Raw genomic sequence first — 19,991 nt, 5'->3', positions numbered from 1 at the left:
CCCTCCGCGTCAGGCGGTACCAGCCGTCCCGGCTGAATCCCGTGGCGACGAAGCCGGCGCGGAACGCCGGGTCCAGCACCTCGCGGACGGCCGCGCGCCACCGCACGGCGAGGGGCTGGTCCTCGCGGCGCAACGCGACGATGTCCGGCGGGACCCGGCACCAGAGGCCGTCGGCGGCCCGCGCGACGAACGGCTCGCCGTCCGGTGCGCGGCGCGGGTCGATCTCGGCCGCGGCGAGGTCGGGACCGGGGAGTCGAGGGGACGGCCCGCAGCGGCGGCTCCGGTGCGGGCGTGGGCCAGCGACCAGGCCGCGGTGAGCCGGTCGGTCTCGCCGTCGCCTTCGATGCCGTCGTCCATGCGGCCGTAGAAGTCCGTCTCGTACGCGACGGCGGTCGCGCCGAGCTTGACCAGGTTGAACCGCGCGTTGCGGCTCACCAGCGGGTCGAACGTCCACAGCATGGAGGTCGCGCCCTGCTGGAGCGCCCAGGCCCGCTGCGCCTGCTTGACCGCGAAGCCGACGCCGCGGTCGCGGGTGCGCGCCGCGGCGATCATCGAGTAGACGGCGCGCGACCCCGGCGCGCAGAAGGTCAGCACCGAGGCGCCGACGAGGCCGGTCCCGTCGTCCGCGCAGTGCACGGCGCCTCCCGCGTGCACGATGGCCCGCAGCACGTCCACGCCGAACGGGGGCCGGGACTCGGGGGTCCGCCACACCTCGGCGAGGAACCGCGCGACCCGTTCGAGCCGGGGCACGTCGCCGGCCAGGTCGATGCGCACCCCCGGGCCGGCCGCGGCGCGCGCGGCGTCCTCGGCGGCCGTCGCGACCGCCGCGGGCGCGGCGTCTCGGGGCGTCTGCGTCACATTGGCTGGAGAGTGCATGGTGCAAGCGTGCCGCCCGTACCGGCCGCCGCGCTTTTGTAGAGCACGCAGACATTCGGCGAATGTATTGTGTGCCCGGCTAAAGAGGCGGTGATGCTCGCGATGGAGACACCTCTGCTCAGGCAGCTCCTCGACGCGTTGGGGCCCTCGCTGTTGCGGCCGCTGCCGGCGCGCGGTGAGGCGGCCGTCCCGGTGTCGGGGACGGTCGTCTACGAACGGCGCGTGCCGCTGCCGCCCGCCCGGGACGCCGTTCTCCTCGCCGTCGGCGTGGGGACGGCGGGCGACGAGGCGGAGGACCTCGTCCGGCGGGCCGCGGAAGCGGGCTACGCGTGCGTGGTGATCAAGCGCTTCGGCGAACCGGCCGCCGAGCTGGAGGCGGTCGCCGAACGGGCGGGCATCACCCTGCTGGCCGCGGACGAGGCCGTCGGCTGGCACCACCTGGACGCCATGATCTCGTCGGCGCTCGCGACCGCGGCACGTCCCGCCGACGCGGCGAGCCCGGCCGTGGGCGACCTGTTCGCCCTGGCGAACGCGATCGCGGGCATGGTCGGCGGCGCCACCGCGATCGAGGACCCCCACCGGCGGATCCTCGCCTACTCCACCCTGCCGGACCAGCCCATCGACCAGGGCCGGCGCCAGGGCATCCTCGGCCTCCAGGTCCCGGACGCCCCGGCCTACGACGAGCAGTACGCCGCGCTCGCGCGGTCGCACGGAGTGTGCCGGTTCCCGACCCACCCGAGCGGCCTGCCCCGCCTCGGCATCGCGGTCCGCGCGGGCAGCGAGCTGCTCGGTTCGATCTGGGTCGTCGACGCCGAGAGCGACCTGGACGCGGCCGCCGAGCAGGCGCTCCGCGACGCGGCCGACATCGCCGCGCTGCACCTGCTGGCCGCCCGTACGGCCGCGGACGTCGCCCGGCGGCACCGCGCCGACCTGCTGCGGCGGCTCCTCGCCACCCCGGCCGGCGCCTCGGTGGTGGCTCCGCAGCTCGGGCTGAGCGCGGGCGCGCCGGTGGCCGTCGCCGCGTTCCTCGTCGCGCCGGACGAGCCCGACGGCGCCGTCGCCGCCCACACCGCCGCGCGCCTCGCCGACCTGGTCGGCCTGCACTGCGAGGCGCACTACGGACGGCACGGCTGCGCGCTGATCGACGGGACGGTGTACGCGCTGCTGCCCGCCGGCCATGCCGGGAGTTCGCACCGGGAGCTCGTCGCCGACATCGCCCGGCGCGCCCACGGCGCGCTGCGGGTGCGCGTCCACGCGGGGATCGGGTCGCTCGTCGGGAGCCTGCACTCGGCCGCGACCTCGCGGGAGGACGCCGACCTCGTGCTGCGCGCCCTCGCCGACCGGCCCGGCGACCCGGGCCCGTGCCTGGTCGCCACGATCGACGAGGTCCGGGCGAGCGCGACACTGGCCGCGCTGTCGCAGACCCTCTCCGGGCACGCGCGGATGGCGCAGGGACTCGGCCCGGCGATCAGCGCCCACGATGTCGAGCACGGCACGACCTACGTGGGCACGATCCGCGCCTACCTGGACGCCAACAGCGACATCCCCGCCGCGTCCGCCCGCCTCGGCGTCCACCCGAACACCGTGAGGTACCGGCTGTCCCGCGCTGAGGAGATCTTCGGCTTCGACCTCGCCGACCCGGACGAACGCCTCGTTCTGTGGCTACAGCTCCGGCTACGCGCCGCGCCGTAGGGCGCGACCGGCGAGCGCCCCCGTCGGCACGCCGTCGCGGAACGCGACCCGGCCGTTGACCAGCACGTGGCGCATGCCCCCGGCATAGCGGTGCGGGTCGAGGTAGGTGGCGTTGTCCCGGACGTCCTCCGGCACGAAGATCGCCAGGTCCGCGAACGCGCCCTCGCGGATCACCCCGCGGTCGGGGAGCCGGAGGTTCTCGGCGGGCAGGCCCGTCATCCGCCGCACGGCGTCCTCCAGGGTGAGCACTCCCGCGCGGACGTACGGCCCGAGGACCCTGGCGAACGCCCCGTACGCGCGGGGATGCGTGGACGTCGCGGTGAACGGCGGCTCTGCGGCGGCGGCCTCCGAGTCCGAGCAGACCGACACCCAGGGGTGCTGGAGCGCGCGGTGCACGTTCGGCTCAGAGGCGCAGAACTCGGCGACCAACTGTTGCGGGTACGCCGCCGCCAGGTCGAGCAGGGTGTCCACCGGATCGCCGTCGCCGCGGGCTTCGCTGACCTCGGCCAGGGTCCGGCCGCTGAGCTCCGGCGCGCCGTCGCCGAGCAGCAGGACCCCCGCCGCGCCGCCCGCGTCGAGATACAGGTTCTCCCAGTCGTCCCCGGGCCGGAGGATGGCCGATTTCATCGCGGCCCGCGCCTCGGCGTCCCCGATCCTCGCCACCAGCTCGCGCTCGCCGCCCGCGTGGAACCGCGGCGGGACGAACGCCGCGAGGAACGTCGATCCGGCCGCGTACGGGTAGACGTCGGCCGTCACCGTGATCCCGTTCGCCCTGGCCTTCTCGACGCGGTCGAGCACGGTGCCCATCAGCGGCCAGTTCCGCCGGCCCGTCGCCTTCAGGTGGTAGATCTCCGCGCGGGCCGAGGACTCCTCGGCGATCCGGACGAGCTCGTCCACCGCGTCCAGGAGCCGGTCGGACTCCCCTCGGATGTGCGAGATGTAGAGCGCGTCGTGCTCGGCGAGCACGCGCGCGTAGGCGATCAGCTCCTCGGTGGACGCGTAGCTGCCCGGCGCGTAGATCAGCGCGGAGCCCACGCCGAGCGCGCCGTCCGCGAGCTCCTCGTCGAGCAGCCGGCAGGCGGCGGCCAGCTCCCGGCCGGTGAGCGGGCGGTCGTCGGCGCCCGCGTGCGCCATCCGCAGGTTGTCCGCGCCGACGAAGCTCCCGATGTTGGGCCCGACGCCCGCCTTCACCAGGTCGTCGAGGAAGTCGCCGAGCCGCGACCAGCTAATCCGCACGCCGTCGTCCCGCTGCTCGGCGGCGACGGCGTCGACCATCCTCCCGGTGACCGGTCCGAGCGAGAACCCCTCGCCGAAGATCTCGGAGGTCACCCCCTGGTACAGGTCGGACAGGCCGCGCGGGTCTAGCTGCAACGACTCGTAGGCGTGGCTGAGGACGTTGATGAATCCCGGCGCCACCGCGCAGCCGTCGGCGTCCAGCTCCGGGCAGTCGAGCGCGGGCAGCTCGCCGACGGCCGCGACGCGGTCGCCCGCGATCGCCACGTCCGCGCGGCGGGCCGCGGCTCCCGTGCCGTCGACGACCGCGCCGCCTCGTACGACAAGATCGAAAGACATCGTGCTCCTCCGTGGGGTCCAGCGGTCGGGTCGGTGGTTCACACGAGCAGGCAGGCCGCCTGGTGTCCGGCGGTCGCGCCGCCCGCGCCGCCCGCGTCGGGCCGCAGGCTCGGATCGGTGCCCGCGCAGACGTCCCCGGCGACCGGGCAGCGGGGCCGGAACCGGCATCCGGACGGGATGTCGACGGGATCCGGCGTCTCGCCCTTGAGGACCTGCGGCGCCGTCCGCTTCCGCGGGTCCCGTTCGGGCACCGCGGACAGCAGCGCCTTGGTGTACGGGTGCAGGGGAGCGCGGACCACGTCGCGGGCGGGCCCCTGCTCGACGATCCTGCCGAGGTACATCACGATGATCCGGTCGGCGAAGTGCGCGGCCGTCGACAGATCGTGCGTGATCATCAGGATGCCCAGGTCGCGGGTCCTGCGCAGCGTGTCCAGCAGGGACAGCACCCCCGCGCGGACCGACACGTCGAGCATGGAGACGGGCTCGTCGGCGAGCAGCACGTCCGGTTCGAGGACGAGGGCGGCGGCGATCGAGACCCGCTGGCGCTGCCCGCCGGACAGCTCGTGCGGGTACCGGTCCAGGAACGCCCGCGCGGGGGAGAGCCCGCTGCGTTCCAGAGCCTCTTCGGCGAGCGCGGCCCGTCCGGCCCGGGAACCGCCGATGCCGTGGATCAGCATCGGCTCCTCCAGCGTCCGCCGGACCCGGAACAGCGGGTCCAGCGACTCGTACGGGTCCTGGTAGATCATCTGGACCCGGCGGCGGACGGGCCGCAGCCGGCGCTGGGACAGCCCGGTGATCTCGGCTCCGTCGAGCCGTACGGTGCCGGTCGTGGGCGCGGCCATGCCGCAGATCGCCTGGGCCGTGGTCGATTTCCCGCAGCCCGACTCGCCGACCACCGCCACCATCTCGCCGCGGCCCAGGCCGAAGCTCACGCCGTCGACCGCGCGGACGACGCGGCGGGCGCGCCCGGTCAGCGCCTGGAGCGGGCCGCGCCGCATCGGGTAGTGGACGGAGAGGTCCTCGACGTCCAGCAGGGTCCCGCTCACATCGGCTCCTGGGGCTCGTTGCGGAAGCAGGCGGCCTGGTGGCCGGGCCCGGCCGGACGCAGCGCCGGGTGCTCGTCGGCGCAGCGGTCCGTCGGCACGTCGCACCGCGGCCGGAACGGGCAGCCGGTGATCTCGGCGTCCAGCCGCGGCGGCGACCCGGGGATGGTCGCGAGCCGTTCCTCCCCGTACAGGTCGGGCGTGGCCGCGAACAGCAGCCGCGTGTAGGGGTGGCGGGCGGCCAGGCCGAGCCGTTCGGCCGGCCCGTCCTCCACCTTCTCCCCGGCGTACATCACCGCGGCCCGGTCGCAGACCTGCGACACCACGGGCAGGTCGTGGGTGACGAGGACCAGGGCCATGCCGAGCTCGCCGGTCAGCCGGGTGAGCAGTTCGAGGATCTGCGCCTGGACCATCACGTCCAGCGCCGTCGTCGGCTCGTCGGCGAGCAGGATCTTCGGCTCGCACGCCAGGGCCATCGCGATCGACAGCCGCTGCCGCATGCCGCCGGAGAACTCGTGCGGGTACCGGTCGGCGGCGGACGCCGGGATGCCGACCAGTTCGAGCAGCTCGCCGACGCGTGCGCGGGCCCGCGCGCCGCGGGCGGTGCCGTGGTACGCCATCGGCTCGGCGATCTGCCAGCCGACCGTCTTGACGGGGTTGAGCGCGTTCATCGCGCCCTGGAACACCATCGCGATGTCCCGCCAGCGGTGCCGCCGGACCGAGTCCTCACCGCCCGCGAGGATGTCGGCGCCGTTCAGCAGCACCCGACCGGACACCGTGGCGGACGACGGCAGCAGCCCCATCAGCGCCAGGATCGTCGTGGACTTCCCGCAGCCCGACTCGCCGACCAGTCCGAACCGTTCGCCGGGGTCCAGCGCGAAGCCCACCCCGTTCACCGCGTGGACCCGACCGCCGTGCGGCAGGTCGAACCAGACGTGCAGGTCGACGCATTCGAGCAGGCTCATCGGGCGTCCGCCCCCTTTCCGGCGAGTGTGCGGAGCCGCCAGCGGCGCGCCGAGAGGTGCGCCACCTTCAGCCGCGGGTTCAGCGCGTCCTCGATGGCCTGGCCCAGCAGGAAGCACCCGACGCTCACCGCGGCGATCACGAACCCGTCCGGAACGATCGCCCACCAGGCGTTCGAGCTGATGGCGGTACGGGCGAAGGCGTGCTGGAGGATCGTCCCCCAGGTCGTGACGCCGGGGTCCTCCAGGCCGAGGAACGCGAGCGCGGTCTCCATGTAGATCGCGGCCGAGACCGTCAGCACGGTGTTGGCGATCAGCAGCGGGCCCACGTGCGGAAGGACGTGCCGGACGATCACCCGCGCGTCGCCCGCGCCGAGCCCCCGCGCCCGCTTGACGTAGGCCCGTTCGCGCAGCGACATGACCTCCGCGCGGACGATCCTCGCGGTGGCCGTCCACTCCAGCAGGCCGATCACCAGGATCACGTGGAACAGGCTCGGCCCCCACACCGCGGCGATCACCATCGCGAGCACCAGGTCGGGGAGCACCAGCAGGCAGTCGGTGACGCGCATCAGGGCGACGTCCGTCCAGCCGCCGAAGTAGCCCGACGCGAGCCCGACCGCGCCGCCGATCAGGATCGAGACCAGCGTCGCGGTGAACCCGACGACGAGGGACGTCTGCCCGCCCCGCATCAGCAGGGACAGCATGTCCACGCCGCCGTCGTCGCAGCCGAGCCAGTGCCGCGGCGACGGCGGCGCGTAGACGGCGCACGTGCCGTCCGTGGTGCTGTACGGCGCGAGGTAGGGCGCGAACACCGAGAGCACCACGAAGACGGCGAGGATGCCGAGGCCGACCGCGGCGCCCCTGCGTTCGCGCGTCACCGTGCGGAACAGCCCGGCCGGGCGCCGTCCGGCGACCGCCGCCGGCGCGGCCTCGCCGATGTGGACGCTCATGCGGTCACCCTCCGGTCGAGGCGGAAGCAGAGCAGGTCGGCGAGGAAGTTCAGCAGGATGACCGACACGGTCAGGATCAGCAGGCAGCCCTGGACCATCGGGTAGTCCCGCTGGCTCAGCGCGGTGTAGGTGGCCATCCCGATGCCGGGCCAGCTGAAGATCACCTCGACCAGCACCGCGCCGCCGACGACGAACCCGAGGTCGAGCGCGACCATCGTGACCATCGGCAGCATCGCGTTGCGCGCGGCGTGCCGCCACACGATCCGGCGGTCCGGCAGGCCCTTGGCCCGCGCGGTGAGCACGTAGTCCTGGCCGAGCGTCTCCAGCATCGACGACCGCACGACGAGCGTGTAGCCGCCGTACGCGGTGAGGATCAGGGTCGCCGCCGGCAGCGCCATGTGGGCGGCCACGTCCGCCGCGTGCCGCCAGAACGGCGGGCTCTGGAACAGGAACTGGTCCGACATCCCGCCCGCGGGGAGCACGCCCGCGAAGACGATCAGCAGCACCAGGCCGAGCCACTGAGCGGGGAACGAGTAGGTGAGGATCGCCAGGCTGGTGTTGAGGTGGTCGAGCGCGGACGACCTCCGCCAGGCCGCCACCACACCGGAGAGGACGCCCAGCGCGATCGCGCCGAGCGTGCCCGCGCCCGCCAGCAGCACCGTGTTCTGGAGGTCGGAGAGCAGCAGGTGGCTCACCGGCCGCTGGTAGGTGAAGGACACCCCGAGGTCGCCGTGGAGCAGGTTCTTCAGGTAGAGCACGTACTGGTCCCATTCGGACCTGTCGAGGCCGAACCGCACCGTCAGCGCGTGCTGGAGCTCCGGGCTGGAGTCCGGCACCCTGGCCAGGTTGGACACCGCGCTGCCGGGCAGCGCGCGGAACAGGAAGAAGTTGAGGGTGACCGCGAGGAAGACCGTCACCACCGTGAAGATCCCTCTCCGGACCGCGTACTCCAGGCTCCGCACGGGTCAGCCCGCCCGTCGCACGGACTGGAGCGGGATCTTCGACTCCGCGGAGAACGACTCGCCGCCCACCAGCGGCAGGTCCGTCCACGACCGGGAGTGCGCCTCGATCTTGTCGGCGTAGTCCAGGACCAGCAGGATCCGCTGCCGCGCGGCCATCCGCTGCATCCGGTCGACGATCCGGCGCCGCGCGGCGGGGTCCATCGCCGCGCCCTGCTCCGCGTACAGCCGGTCCCACTCCCTGCCGCAGTACCCGGTGTCGTTGAGGGTGCCCCAGCTCCGGCAGGTGAGGTAGTTGAGCGTGTCGTCCGGGTCGCTCGCCGCCCCGCTCCAGGCCCACATGGACATCGTGAACTCCTTCGAGTCGTCGGCGGCGAGGGCGTCGTTGGCCGCGGCGTTGTCCAGCAGCCGCGGCGTGAGCCGGACGCCGATCCTGGCGAAGTCGGACCGGACGATCTGGAACGACCGCAGGCCGTACCCGCTGGAGGTGTCGTCGGGCAGGATCATCGGGTAGCGCATCGGATGGCCGTTCGCGATCCGCACGCCGCCCGGCCCCCTGCGGTAGCCGGCCTGGTCGAGCAGCCGGTTCGCGGCTTCCGGGTCGTACGGCGTCGGGGTGACCGTCCGGTCGTACCAGTGCGCGGTCCCCGGCGGGATGATCGAGGAGCCCGGTCTGCCCCGTCCGAGCAGGGAGGTCCTGACGATCTCGTCGCGGTTGATCGCACGGTCGAGCGCCTCGCGCACCCGCGGGTCGGCCAGCTCCCGGTGCGCGGCGCGCTGCTTCGGGTTCGCGTTGACGGTGAGGCTGTCGAAGCTCAGCCCCGGCGAGGACACCACCTCGAACCCGGCCGCCTCCAGATTCTCGACCGAGGTGTTCGGCACGTTCTGCACCCCGTCGAGCTGGTGGCTCTTCAACGCCAGGATCATCGCGTCGTCGGTGCCGAAGAACTGGATGCCGAAGCCCGCGATGCGCGGCTTGGTTCCGTAGTACTCCGGATTGCGCCGGAACAGCGCGACCTGCTTCGGCACGTACTTGACCAGCGTGAACGGCCCGCCGCAGACGACGGGGGCGGAGTTGGTGAAGGTGGTCAGCGCCCCGCCGTCCCCGCCGGCGTACTTCTTCCAGACGTGCTCGGGCAGGATCGGAACGCTCGTGACCTGGGTCAGCACGTTCGCGACCGGGCGCGAGTACGTGAGCACCACGGTGCGCGCGTCCGGCGCGGTCGCGCTGACCAGGCCCGTCACATGGCTGGCCATGCTGGCCGCCGGCCCGTCCTGGAACTTCTTGATCGTGCTCAGGGTCCAGGCGGCGTCGGCGGCCGTGAGCGGACGACCGTCCGACCACGTCGCGCCCGCATGGGTGTGGAACGTCCACGTCCGCCCGTCCCGCGAGGTGGTCCAGTCCGTCGCGAACTCCGGCACGTACCTGTCGCCGGGGCCGAGCTGCACGAGGTTCGGATAGATCTGCTGGAACACGGAGAACGACTCGCTCACCACGGCGACGAAGGGGTTCAGCGAGTCGATGGGCTGATCGGAGCCGAGGCGGAACATCCCGCCTTCAGCGGCCTCGCCGAGGGAGCTCTCGCAGGCGACGACCCCGCAACCGACCGCCACCGCGACACCAAGGGCGGTGGCCCCACGGCGGATACGGCGGATACGGCCCGGGCGTCGCTCCTCGTCCAGCGCCTTCAGCATGAGACTGCCACCTCCGCGGTTGGTCGACGGTGGCAAGTCTGAGTTCTGAGCGCGCCGGTGTTCCTTGGATCACACTCCAGAGAATCCTCGGCGACCTCGTGGCGACGGCTAAACGAACCCGCAACCTGAGCGGACCGGCCGGCCCGCGCGGCGTACCACCCGTTTGGAGGTGGGGCCAAAGGCAGCGCCGGGACGTCGTCCGGCACGCCAGTGCGGGCGCGCGACGTGCGAGGAATGCTTCGGGGGAGTGGGGCCGATCCACGGCCCCCTCAGAACCTCCACCCTCCAGAGCCTTTCCAGGAAGCAGAGATCGTGCGAGAGACAACGGCCCAGGACTGCCGGTGCGCGGACCCCGCCTCGCCGGAATGCAACCTCCCGCGGATCGGGAACGCGCTGCGGTTCGTACTGGAGCTCGGTGTGCCGGGCGTCGCCGCCACCGTGAAGAGCCCTCACTGCGGCCTCTGGACCGGCGGCGCCGGCGTCGCCGACCTCGAAACCGGCCGGAAGGCGCGCGGCGATGAGCACGGCCGTATCGGCAGTGACACCAAGACGTGGACGGCCACGGTGGTGCTTCAACTCGTGGGCGAAGGCAAGGTCAAGCTGGAAGACACCGTCGATCACTATCTGCCGGGGCTGGTCCGTACCAAGGACTACGACGGGCGGAAGATCACTGTGCGGCAGCTCTTGCAGCACACCAGCGGCCTGCCCGACTATCTGGACGCGCCGTTCTGGGAGGACGAGGAGGCGCACCGCTGGGACCACATCGAGCCATTGCAGACCGTCCAACAGGCACTACGCCTGCCCCCGCCCGATGACCGCGCCCGTTCCGGCTTCGCCTATTCCAACACCAACTACAACCTGGCCGGGCTGATCGTCCAGAAGGTCACCGGCCACGACATCGGCACCGAGATCACCCGACGGATCATCCAACCCCTCGGGCTCCGCGAAACCTACTGGCCCGGCGACAGCGTCACCATTCGCGACCCCCACCTGCGCTGCCACAAGAAGTCGCCGGACGGCGTCCTGTCCGACACGACCGACTGGAACACCTCCGAGGCCGACGCGTCCGGAGTGCTGATCTCCACCGCCGCGGACGCGACGGCCTTCTGGATCGCGCTGCTGACCGGGAAGCTGCTGGCCCCCGCCCAGCTCGCCGAGATGAAGGCGACCGTCCCGGCCGACGATGACGAGCAGTACGGCCTGGGCGTGATCCGCCAGCCGCCCGCGGCCGGTGGAACCGTCACCTGGGGACATTCCGGGAGCATGGCCAGCGGCCACGGATTCCTGAACTCGATCACCGCGGACGGCGAACGCGCGGTGACCCTTCTGATCAACACCGATGACTACGACCGGCGCAGGACGCAGGCGCTCGTCGACGCCCTCGTGGACGAACTGCACTGACCGGCGGAAACAGAAGGAGACATCATGCTGGGCAGAACGAGTGCCGTCGTGGCCCTGGCGATCGCGGCCTCTCTGGGAACGGCCTCCACCGCGCCCGCCGCCGCGCACGCCGCCCCCGCCGCGTCGGCCGGGCGAGGGTGCGACACCAAGCCCATCCAGACCGCGCTGAACGCACTGAAAGGCGTCGGCGCTCCCGGAATCGTCATGACGGTGAAGAGTCCGAACTGCGGCGTCTGGAACGGCGGCGTCGGCCTGGCCGACCGCGCGACGGGCCGCGAGGTCGCGGGCGACGAGCACAGCCGTATCGGCAGTGACACCAAGACGTGGACGGCCACGGTGGTGCTTCAACTGGTGGGCGAAGGCAAGGTCAAGCTCCAAGACACCGTCGACTACTACCTGCCGGGTCTGGTCCGTACCAAGGACTACGACGGCCGGAAGATCACTGTGCGGCAGCTTTTGCAGCACACCAGCGGCCTGCCCGACTATCTGGACGCGCCGTTCTGGGAGGACGAGGAGGCGCACCGCTGGGACCACATCGAACCCTTGCAGACCGTCCAGCAGGCGCTGCCCCTGCCCCCGCCCGATGACCGCGCCCCCTCCGGCTTCGCCTACGCCAACACCAACTACAACCTGGCCGGGCTGATCGTCCAGAAGGTCACCGGCCACGACATCGGCACCGAGATCACCCAGCGGATCATCCAACCCCTCGGACTCCGCGAAACCTACTGGCCCGGCGACCAGACCACGATCCGCAAGCCGGACCTGCGGAGCTACAAGAAGCTGGGCCGTTCCCTGGTGGACAGGACGGAGTGGAACACCTCCGAGGCCGACGCGTCCGGGGAGCTGATCTCCACCGGAGCCGACACGACCGCCTTCTGGATCGCGCTGCTGACCGAGAAGCTGCTGGCCCCCGCCCAGCTCGCCGAGATGAAACGGACCGTTGCGGACGGCTCCGGCGAGGGCTACGGCCTGGGCATCCAGCGCTTCAACCTCACCCCGGGCGTCGCCACGTGGGGTCACAGCGGCGGCATGCCCAGCGGCCACGAGTTCATGAACGCCGTCACCGAGGACGGCCGGCGGGCCGTGACCCTGCTGATCGACACGGACGCCTACGACACCGGCAAGGTCGACGCCGCCCTCGGCGACCTCATCCGCGACCTGCGCTGACGCACCGCGCCGGTGTCCGTGCGCGCTCCGGGCGTTCTCATCGGTTCGGTCGGCGCAGTCCCGCGATGAGGATCTCGACCAGTCGCCGCGCGTCGTAGCGGAGGTTGCCGCCGCCTCCTGCGCACAGGCCCCCGATGCCGCGCATGAGTTCGTACGCGTCCAGGTCGGAACGGATCTCACCCGAACCCGCCGCGGCGTCGAGCAGCTCGGCGCACACGGGCACGAGCCGTTCGAGGAAGTAGAAGTGCAGCGGGTCGAAGCAGGGGTCGTCGGATTGCAGCACGGCGGCGAGGCCCTGCTTGGTGACGACGAAGTCGACGAAGTGGTCGATCCATCGTTCCAGCGCGGCGTAGGGGGTCGCGCTGGTCGCCAGCAGGGAGGGGCCCTCCTCGGCGAGGGCCTCGACCTGGTGCCGGTAGACGGCGACGATGAGATCCGCCCGGGTCGGGAAGTGGCGGTAGATCGTCGCCGTCCCGACCCCGGCCTTCGCCGCGATGTCGCGGATCGGCGCCTCCACGCCCGACGTGACGAAGACCGCGGCCGCCGAGTCGAGCAGGGCCTGCTCGTTGCGTCGCGCGTCCGCCCGCTTGGTCCGGGGCGCGCGCCCCGCGTTCCGATCGTCGCCGCTCACCGCGCCGCCCTTCCCCTGGCTTGCTAAACGGGACACTGTCCCATATCTTCGAATCGGGACAACGTCCCGTTTTCATTATGCCAGGTCCAGGACCCGGCGACCGCTGAAGGAAGAGCTGCCATGAACGCATCAGACAGGGCGACGGCGGGACCGGCCCTCCCCGCGCCCAGCCCCGTCGTCTCGGTGAAGCCGGTGGTACTGCGAGCACCCGGCCGCGGTGACGACCTGGAGGTCAGGATCTCCGCGCCGGCGACCGGGAGCGAACTGCCGATCATCGTGTTCTCGCACGGCTTCGGCTCGTCGCTGAACGGCTACGGCCCGCTGGCCGACTTCTGGGCCGCGCACGGCTTCGTGGTGATCCAGCCCACCCATCTCGACTCCAGGACGGCGGGGCTTTCCCAGGACGATCCCCGCACACCGCGGATCTGGCGTTTCCGCGTCGAGGACATGAAGCGCGTCCTCGACCGGCTCGACGTGCTGGAGGCCGCCGTTCCCGGGCTCAGCGGACGGCTCGACCGGAGCCGCATCGCCGCCGCCGGGCACTCCTTCGGCGGGCAGACGGCGGGCAACCTGCTCGGCCTGCGCGTCCTCGACCCCGTGAGCCAAGAGGAGAAGGACCTGTCGGACGCGCGAATCAAGGCGGGCGTGCTCATCGCCACGGCCGGAAAGGGCGGGGCCGACCTGACGCCGTACGCGGCCGAGCACTTCCCGTTCATGAACCCGAGCTTCGCGAACATGACCACGCCGGCGCTCGTGGTCATGGGAGACAAGGACGACCTTCCGCTGTCGGTCCGGGGACCGGAGTGGCTCGCCGACCCGTACCACCTGAGCCCGGGGCCCAAGAGCCTGCTCACCCTGTTCGGCGGGGAGCACTCGCTCGGCGGGATCGCCGGCTACGAGGTCCAGGAGACGACGGACGAGAACCCCGAGCGCGTCGCCCTGATCCAGCGGACCACCTGGGCCTACCTCCGCCATGCGCTCGGCATCGAGGACACCAGTTGGACCGCCGCACAGAAGGCACTGTCGGAGAGCCCCGCCCCCTTGGGCCGACTCGAATCCAAGTAAGGGCCTGCACCTGAGTCTGGAGCGGTTCGGGTGACGCCGTCGAGCTGCACCGTCGGACCGTGGCGGGAACGGCCGGCCGCTCCCGCCACCCACGCGGCTCCGCGCCCGCCGGACTGGACGGCGCGGCGGTCCGGCGTCAGTCCCAGCGCGTCCCGGCGGGCACCCGGAGAGTGGTGTTGATGCGGTTGAAGAAGTTGGTGATCGCCACCATCAGCACCAGGGCGCCGAGCTGCCGCTCGTCGTAGTGCTTCGCCGCCTCGGCCCAGATCTCGTCGGTGACCGCGCCGGGCCGGTCGGCGAGCCGGGTCGCGGCCTCGGTGAGCGCCAGCGCGGCCCGCTCGGCATCGTCGAAGAGCGGGTTCTCGTACCAGGCGGCGAGGTTGATCAGCTTCTCGGGGGCGACACCGGCCTGCGCCGCGCTCGTGGCGCCGGCATCGACGCAGGCGCTACAGCCGTTGATCTGGCTGGCGCGCAGGTGCACCAGCTCAAGCGTCTGGCGCGGTGCGCCGCCTGCGTACACGGCTTTGTAGAGGTTCTGGATGCCCGGCATGATGTCGGGCTGGCTCTCCGGGTTCTGGATGCGTGTCATCATCTCTCCTTCATGGTCGGTGGACGGCACTACGACGTCCGGCCGCCGCAGGAGGTAACGGAGCCCGGGGCGTTACCTCACCGGCGCGCGGTACGTCCTGGTGGTGACACCCCCGCAGACCAAGGAGAACCGTGACCGAAGAGGAAGAGCTCGCCGCGGAGTTCGAGACCCACCGCTCCTACCTCCACGCGATCGCCTTTCGCATGCTCGGCTCGCACGCCGACGCGGACGACGCCGTCCAGGAGGCGTGGCTGCGGCTCGCGCGGACCGGCCGCGAGGGGATCGAGGATCTGCGCGGCTGGCTCACCACGGTCACCGGCCGGGTCTGCCTGGACGCGCTCCGAAAGCGCGGGGTGCGGGGCGAGCAGCCGCTCGTCCTCGACGTCGGCGCTCTCCCGCGGGAGGCGATGGGCGACGCCCGGACCGACCCCGAGGAAGAGGCTCTGCTCGCCGACTCCGTCGGCCTCGCGCTCTACGTCGTCATGGACGCCCTCACCCCGGCCGAACGCGTGTCGTTCGTGCTGCACGACATCTTCGAGATCCCGTTCAGCACGATCGCGGCCATTCTCGGCCGGAGCACCGCGGCCACCAAGATGCTCGCCAGCCGGGCCCGGGGCCGGCTGCGGTCGGGCACCTCCGCCGCCGACGCCCACGCCGCGGCCAGGAACGTGGTGGACGCGTTCCTCGCGGCGGCGGGCAGGGGCGACGTCGCCGCGCTGCTGTCCGTGCTCGCCCCCGATGTCGAGCTGCGGGCACAGAGCCCAGATGGGACCTTCGTCGTCCGCGGCGCGGGGGAGGTCGCGGCCCAGGCTCGCAGGTTCGCGCGCCCGGACGCGAAGGCGTACCCGGCGCTCGTGGACGGCGTCCCGGGCGTCCTCATCACCGTCGGCGGGCGTCCCGTCACGGTCATGGCCTTCACGGTCGCGGACGGTGCCGTCACGGTCATCCGAGGGCTCACCGACCCGGTCCGGCTGGGCAAGGCCGTCCCATCGTGGGTCGTGTAGAAGCGAATTCTTCGAGATCTGTGCGCTCGGGTGTCGAGAAGGCCGTACCGGCTCCGTCCCAGGGGTGCGAGCGGCCGAGAGGGGCCGCGGCAGCGGACGTGGCGAACGACAGTGGGAGAGATGACCGTGCGACAGAACGAGATCACCGAGGTCCTGAACCGGCCGATCAGCCAGGAACTGCTGGCCCGCGACCTGACCCGCCTGGCGTACGTCGCGAAGGACGGCACGCCCCGCAACGTTCCGATCGGGTTCACCTGGAACGGCTCGCAGGTCGTCATGTGCACCTCGACGAACGCGCCGAAGCTCCACTCGCTGCGCGCGAACCCGGCGGTGGCCCTGACGATCGACACCGAGGTGCACCCGCCCAAGCTCCTGCTCATCCGCGGACGCGCCGAACTGGACGCCGTCGAAGGCATCCCGGACGAGTACCTCCAGATGAACGGCAGCTACCAGATGACGCCCGAGCAGCGCGTCGAGTGGGAGGCGCAGGTGCGTTCGCTCTACGACGGCATGGTCCGGATCGTCGTCACCCCGACCTGGGTGAAGCTGATCGACTTCGAGACGAACCTGCCGAGCGCGGTCGAGGAGCTGATCCAGCAGCAGGAGCGGCAGCGCACATGAGTGCGCGGCCCCACCCCGCCGGCAGCCTCGCCAAAACCATCCGCGCGCTGAAAGGACTCATTGGACGCTGCGCGGCGCGCTATTGGCCGATTCTCTGCCTGTGGCAAGATCGCCTGATGATCCAACTCACGGATTTCATCATCGACTGCCCGAACCCGATGAAGCTGGCGGCCTTCTATGCCGCGGTGACAGGCCGTCCCATCAAGGAGAGCCACGACAAGGACAACTGGGCCGGCATCGCCTTCGGCGAGATCGAGCTGGCCTTCCAGCGGGTGGACGACTACCGTCCCCCGCGCTGGCCCGACAGCGAACACCCCAAGCAGTTCCACCTCGACTTCGAAGTGGACGAGATCGAGCCCGAACAGCGCCGCGTCCTCGAACTCGGCGCGACGCTACAGAAGGACTTCATCGGACCCGAGGGCTACGGCTGGCGGGTCTACACCGACCCGATCGGACACCCCTTCTGCCTGTGCCGCAACAAAGGGGTCACGTGGATCGATAAAAGGGCGGTGTTCCCCTACTAAGGAGCTCGTGGCCGACTCGCCGCCCACCTCGCCGAGATCCGATCAGCGGGTGTGGCGCTGACCGCCGCGTTCTGCACTGAGGCAAGGCTTGAACCTGCGGTGCCCTTCTCTCCAACCAGGTCATCCGGAGCCTCGCTCACTAGAGGGTGTCTGAAAAGGGTCAGGGTGGGGCGTGCTGGCCGTTGTCGTGCCTTGAGTGTGGAGACCGTGGTTGGCCGGGCGTGGCCTCCTGCCCGACCGTTCTGTTCGATGTCGGAGAAGAAGGCCGGGACGCGTGGCCGAGTGCGGGGATCATCGACGGCCAGAGCGTTAAGGCCACCGACCGCGGTGGCCTGCACGGCCGGGATGGCGCCACGTCCTCGTCCGCCGCCTGGCCGCTGTGGACCGGTCCCGGTGCGGCCTGTTGCACGACGGGCGGGCGCGGCGCTGCGGCTGGGCGACCGGCTCAGGGGCGCGCGGCGGGTAGGCCGGGCTGGACGCCAGGCGTTCGCGGATCGTGTCGGCGATCGTCGTTCGACATAGCAAAGATAAACAAGATCCATTTCCTTGAGCACGTCACGATAGAACAACTGGCCAAGGCCGCGTCGGAGTATTTCAGCCTGCACTCCAGTTCCACCGGCCTGGCGTTTTGTATTGTCCAGCGAACCCGGTGACAACGCGGAGTGCCCTGCGGACGTTCTCAAAGCTGAGACCCTGACTAAAAACCCATCGGTGATCAGGGCTCCCGACAGCGCTCACCTTGTCGGCCCGCAGGGTTCGCCGCCTTCACCGCGCGGTCGCCCGCGAAATGTTCCACCAGGTGGCCGTAGTTCGTGGCGGCGTCCAGGCTTGTGCCGTGGACGAGGCCGGGACCGTTGCCGGTGATGGCGTAGTGCACGTCGGTGCCGGAGGCGACTATCGGCATGGGACTCCTTCAGTCGGTGCGGCGGGGAGGCCGAACAGGGCGATGGCGGCGCCCGCGAGGGGGATCAGGGTGACGGTGATGGCGCCGAGTCGTACGGCGTGCAGGGCCGCCTCTGGAGCGATGGTGCTAGCGGTCTGGCCGTGGAGCCCTCCCGAGACAGCGGCCGCGACAGCGGCGAGGCCGATGCCGCCGCCGAGTTGGAGGGCGGTGTTGTTCAGTCCGGCCGCCGTGCCGTGGTCGGCGGGTTCGATCCGGGACACGCCACCGACGGTGGCGGCCGGGTAGGCCAGGCCCATGCCGATCCCGAAGGAGACCAGGGTGGCCGTTATGACCAGCGGGTCCGCCCGGTCGGGGGCGAGCACGATGAGCGGCGCGTTGCCGACGGCGACGATGACCAGGGCCGTGGAGTAGACGGCCCGTAGACCGAACCTGTCCAGTGCCCGTGGAGCCGTGTAGCGGCCGATCAGCGCGGACGCGATGCTGCCCGGCAGCAGCGTGAGCGCCGCGTGCATCGGCGAGTGGTGCAGCACGTCCTGGAGATACAGCGTGACGATGTACGAGACGCCGAAGGGCGCCGCGAGGATCGCGAGAGCGGCGGTGTCGGCGGCGGCCACCGCCGGGACGATCCGTGGCGGGAGCAGCGGGGACTCGCTGCGGGTCTCGATGAGGACGAAGGCGGTCAGGAGCAGCAGGGCGGCGACCAGCGGGACGGCCGTGGCGGAGGTTCCCGCCGTGGGGTTTCCGGCCTGGGTGATGCCGTAGAGGAGGAGGACCGCCCCGGCAGTCCCGGTCAAGGCCCCGGCGACGTCGTATCCGCCGCGGCGGCGCGGTCCGGAGCGGGGTACGGATCGGACGGCGGCGACCAGGGTGACCGCGACCAGGGGCACCTTGGCGAGGAAGATCCAGCGCCAGGACAGCCCACTGGTGATCAGTCCGCCCAGCACCAGACCGGCGCTGAATCCGCTGGCCGCCGCGGCGGTGAACGTGGCGAACGCGCGGTTGCGCGCCGGCCCCTCGGGGAACGCGGCGGCGAGCGTGGCGACGGCGGTCGGGACGGTCAGCGCGGCGCCGACCCCCTGGACCGCCCGGGCGCCGATGAGGACGCCGCCGCCGCCCGCGATCCCGCACACCAGCGAGGCGGCACCGAAGATCGCCAGCCCGGTGAGGAAGACCGGCCGGGCGCCGAGCAGGTCGCCCGCCCGGCCGCCGAGCAGCAGGAAGCCGCCGTACGTCACGACGTAGGCGGTCGCGACCCAGGGCAGGGCGCTCGTGGAGATGCCCAGACCTTCTTGGATGCTCGGCAGGGCTATCTGGGTGATGGACAGGTCGAGCGCGTCGAAGAAGATGGTCGCGCAGACGACCGCCAGCAACAGCCCGGTCCGCGACGCGGCTGCCGGAGTGGACTTCTGAAGGCGTTCGACGCGGCTCATGGAGTCTCGACCGGGTAGTCGGTGCCGCGGGCCAGGTCCTCCCAGGCGTCGATCTCGTTCAGCCGGGACCTGTATTCGGCCCGGAACTCCTCCACCGCGTACGCGCCGAGCGGGAGGCGCAGCGGTGGCTTGTCGTCGTCGACGACGGCGAGAATCGCCTGCGCGGCCCGGTCCGGGTCGCCCGGTTGCCGAGTGAAGCTCTCCATGAAGGCCCTGGTCTGGCCGACCGACTCTGCGTAGTCCGGCGAGGGGAGCGAACGCACCATGGACCGGGTGAAGAAGTCGGTCTTGAACGGGCCGGGTTCGACGATGGTCACCTTGATGCCGAGATGGGCCACCTCGCCGGCCAGGCTGGAGGAGAAGCCCTCGACGGCGTGTTTGGTGGCCACATAGAGGCTGAACCCCACCCATGGCTGCGCGCCGGAGATGCTGGACATCTGAAGGAGATGACCACCGCGCTGGGCGCGCAGGACGGGCAGCACGGCCCGGGTGACCGTCAGCGCGCCGAACAGGTTCACGTCGACCTGGCGCCGGGCCTGGTCGTCGGTCAGTTCCTCCAGGGCGCCGAGCACTGCGTAGCCGGCGTTGTTGACGACGACGTCGATGCGGCCGCCGTCCGCGACGGCCAGCTCGACGGCGGCACGGACGGAGCCGGGGTCGGTCACGTCGACCTCGGCGGCGCGGACACGGTCCGGATATCGGCGAACGAGACCGTCGAGCGTCGAGGCGCGGCGGGCGGTGGCGAGGACGCGGTCGCCGCGTTCGGCGGCCGCGGCGGCGACGGCGCGACCGAAACCGCTGGACGCACCGGTGATGAACCAGGCCAAGGGCATGATGGGCGTTCCCCGTTCAGTGGTGTGAATGAGGGCCGAATCGGCCCATGCGGGGAATCTAGGTCGGCGCACC

General features: G+C 71.7%; 19 protein-coding genes and 1 pseudogene. 8 read left to right on the top strand and 12 right to left on the bottom strand.

The window, feature by feature from the left end:
• Positions 1-9: 9 nt before the first annotated feature.
• Positions 10-876, bottom strand: coding sequence for a hypothetical protein (locus GEV43_RS42520; protein ID WP_206681674.1), 867 nt, complete (start codon positions 874-876; stop codon positions 10-12).
• Positions 877-969: 93 nt separating this feature from the next.
• On the opposite strand from GEV43_RS42520, the gene GEV43_RS42515 reads away from it, so the two are divergent.
• Positions 970-2,568, top strand: a complete 1,599-nt coding sequence (locus tag GEV43_RS42515) for a CdaR family transcriptional regulator (RefSeq protein WP_160826341.1) — start codon at positions 970-972, stop codon at positions 2,566-2,568.
• On the opposite strand, the gene GEV43_RS42510 is transcribed toward GEV43_RS42515, so the two are convergent.
• The 6 genes from GEV43_RS42510 to GEV43_RS42485 are packed head-to-tail and all read right to left on the bottom strand — an operon-like array spanning position 2,551 to position 9,668.
• Positions 2,551-4,140, bottom strand: coding sequence for an amidohydrolase family protein (locus tag GEV43_RS42510; protein WP_160826340.1), 1,590 nt, complete (start codon positions 4,138-4,140; stop codon positions 2,551-2,553). The genes GEV43_RS42515 and GEV43_RS42510 overlap by 18 nt on opposite strands.
• A gap of 38 nt (positions 4,141-4,178) precedes the next feature.
• Entirely contained in the window at positions 4,179-5,186 is a 1,008-nt protein-coding gene (locus tag GEV43_RS42505) for an ABC transporter ATP-binding protein (protein WP_309240275.1), read from the bottom strand.
• Complete coding sequence (locus GEV43_RS42500) at positions 5,183-6,148, bottom strand: ABC transporter ATP-binding protein (protein WP_160826339.1); 966 nt, start codon at positions 6,146-6,148, stop codon at positions 5,183-5,185. The genes GEV43_RS42505 and GEV43_RS42500 overlap by 4 nt, the downstream gene beginning before the upstream one ends.
• Positions 6,145-7,095, bottom strand: a complete 951-nt coding sequence (locus tag GEV43_RS42495) for an ABC transporter permease (protein ID WP_160826338.1) — start codon at positions 7,093-7,095, stop codon at positions 6,145-6,147. The genes GEV43_RS42500 and GEV43_RS42495 overlap by 4 nt, the downstream gene beginning before the upstream one ends.
• The gene (locus GEV43_RS42490; RefSeq protein WP_375539145.1) at positions 7,092-8,015 is read right to left on the bottom strand and encodes an ABC transporter permease; all 924 of its coding nucleotides are present in this window, start codon (positions 8,013-8,015) and stop codon (positions 7,092-7,094) included. The genes GEV43_RS42495 and GEV43_RS42490 overlap by 4 nt, the downstream gene beginning before the upstream one ends.
• A gap of 45 nt (positions 8,016-8,060) precedes the next feature.
• On the bottom strand, positions 8,061-9,668 hold the full coding sequence (locus GEV43_RS42485) for an ABC transporter substrate-binding protein (protein ID WP_160826337.1): 1,608 nt from the start codon (positions 9,666-9,668) through the stop codon (positions 8,061-8,063).
• Positions 9,669-10,166: 498 nt separating this feature from the next.
• On the opposite strand from GEV43_RS42485, the gene GEV43_RS42480 reads away from it, so the two are divergent.
• Entirely contained in the window at positions 10,167-11,150 is a 984-nt protein-coding gene (locus GEV43_RS42480) for a serine hydrolase (RefSeq protein ID WP_206681673.1), read from the top strand.
• Between the two features lie 24 nt (positions 11,151-11,174).
• Positions 11,175-12,317 (top strand): serine hydrolase, encoded by a 1,143-nt coding sequence (locus GEV43_RS42475; protein WP_160826335.1) that lies wholly within the window; start codon positions 11,175-11,177, stop codon positions 12,315-12,317.
• Positions 12,318-12,354: 37 nt separating this feature from the next.
• Here the strand turns inward: GEV43_RS42475 and GEV43_RS42470 are convergent, their stop codons facing one another.
• The gene (locus GEV43_RS42470; RefSeq protein ID WP_160826334.1) at positions 12,355-12,948 is read right to left on the bottom strand and encodes a TetR/AcrR family transcriptional regulator; all 594 of its coding nucleotides are present in this window, start codon (positions 12,946-12,948) and stop codon (positions 12,355-12,357) included.
• A gap of 120 nt (positions 12,949-13,068) precedes the next feature.
• On the opposite strand from GEV43_RS42470, the gene GEV43_RS42465 reads away from it, so the two are divergent.
• On the top strand, positions 13,069-14,013 hold the full coding sequence (locus GEV43_RS42465) for an alpha/beta fold hydrolase (protein WP_160826333.1): 945 nt from the start codon (positions 13,069-13,071) through the stop codon (positions 14,011-14,013).
• Positions 14,014-14,149: 136 nt separating this feature from the next.
• Here GEV43_RS42465 and GEV43_RS42460 read toward each other — a convergent pair whose 3' ends face one another.
• Positions 14,150-14,605, bottom strand: coding sequence for a carboxymuconolactone decarboxylase family protein (locus GEV43_RS42460; protein WP_160826332.1), 456 nt, complete (start codon positions 14,603-14,605; stop codon positions 14,150-14,152).
• A gap of 128 nt (positions 14,606-14,733) precedes the next feature.
• On the opposite strand from GEV43_RS42460, the gene GEV43_RS42455 reads away from it, so the two are divergent.
• The 4 genes and pseudogenes from GEV43_RS42455 to GEV43_RS52665 all read left to right on the top strand — a co-directional run.
• Positions 14,734-15,606, top strand: a complete 873-nt coding sequence (locus GEV43_RS42455; protein WP_160826331.1) for a sigma-70 family RNA polymerase sigma factor — start codon at positions 14,734-14,736, stop codon at positions 15,604-15,606.
• A gap of 120 nt (positions 15,607-15,726) precedes the next feature.
• Positions 15,727-16,227 (top strand): pyridoxamine 5'-phosphate oxidase family protein, encoded by a 501-nt coding sequence (locus GEV43_RS42450; protein ID WP_175251204.1) that lies wholly within the window; start codon positions 15,727-15,729, stop codon positions 16,225-16,227.
• A complete protein-coding gene (locus GEV43_RS42445; protein ID WP_241684475.1) occupies positions 16,224-16,751 on the top strand; it encodes a VOC family protein in 528 nt (175 codons plus the stop codon). Before GEV43_RS42450 ends, GEV43_RS42445 begins: the two co-directional genes overlap by 4 nt.
• 260 nt (positions 16,752-17,011) lie before the next feature.
• Positions 17,012-17,104, top strand: a pseudogene (locus tag GEV43_RS52665) (IS5/IS1182 family transposase); the annotation flags it as partial.
• Between the two features lie 362 nt (positions 17,105-17,466).
• Here the strand turns inward: GEV43_RS52665 and GEV43_RS47535 are convergent.
• The 3 genes from GEV43_RS47535 to GEV43_RS42430 are packed head-to-tail and all read right to left on the bottom strand — an operon-like array spanning position 17,467 to position 19,918.
• Positions 17,467-17,655, bottom strand: coding sequence for a hypothetical protein (locus tag GEV43_RS47535; protein WP_175251203.1), 189 nt, complete (start codon positions 17,653-17,655; stop codon positions 17,467-17,469).
• Positions 17,646-19,085, bottom strand: a complete 1,440-nt coding sequence (locus GEV43_RS42435) for an MFS transporter (protein ID WP_160826330.1) — start codon at positions 19,083-19,085, stop codon at positions 17,646-17,648. Before GEV43_RS42435 ends, GEV43_RS47535 begins: the two co-directional genes overlap by 10 nt.
• Positions 19,082-19,918 (bottom strand): oxidoreductase, encoded by an 837-nt coding sequence (locus GEV43_RS42430; protein ID WP_160826329.1) that lies wholly within the window; start codon positions 19,916-19,918, stop codon positions 19,082-19,084. The genes GEV43_RS42435 and GEV43_RS42430 overlap by 4 nt, the downstream gene beginning before the upstream one ends.
• Positions 19,919-19,991: the final 73 nt, after the last annotated feature.

This window comes from Actinomadura sp. J1-007 (assembly GCF_009793335.1).
GTDB classification, from domain to species: Bacteria; Actinomycetota; Actinomycetes; order Streptosporangiales; family Streptosporangiaceae; genus Spirillospora; species Spirillospora yumaensis.
Note: the sequence above shows the minus strand (reverse complement) of the source record. Positions and strands in the feature narration are given on the sequence as shown.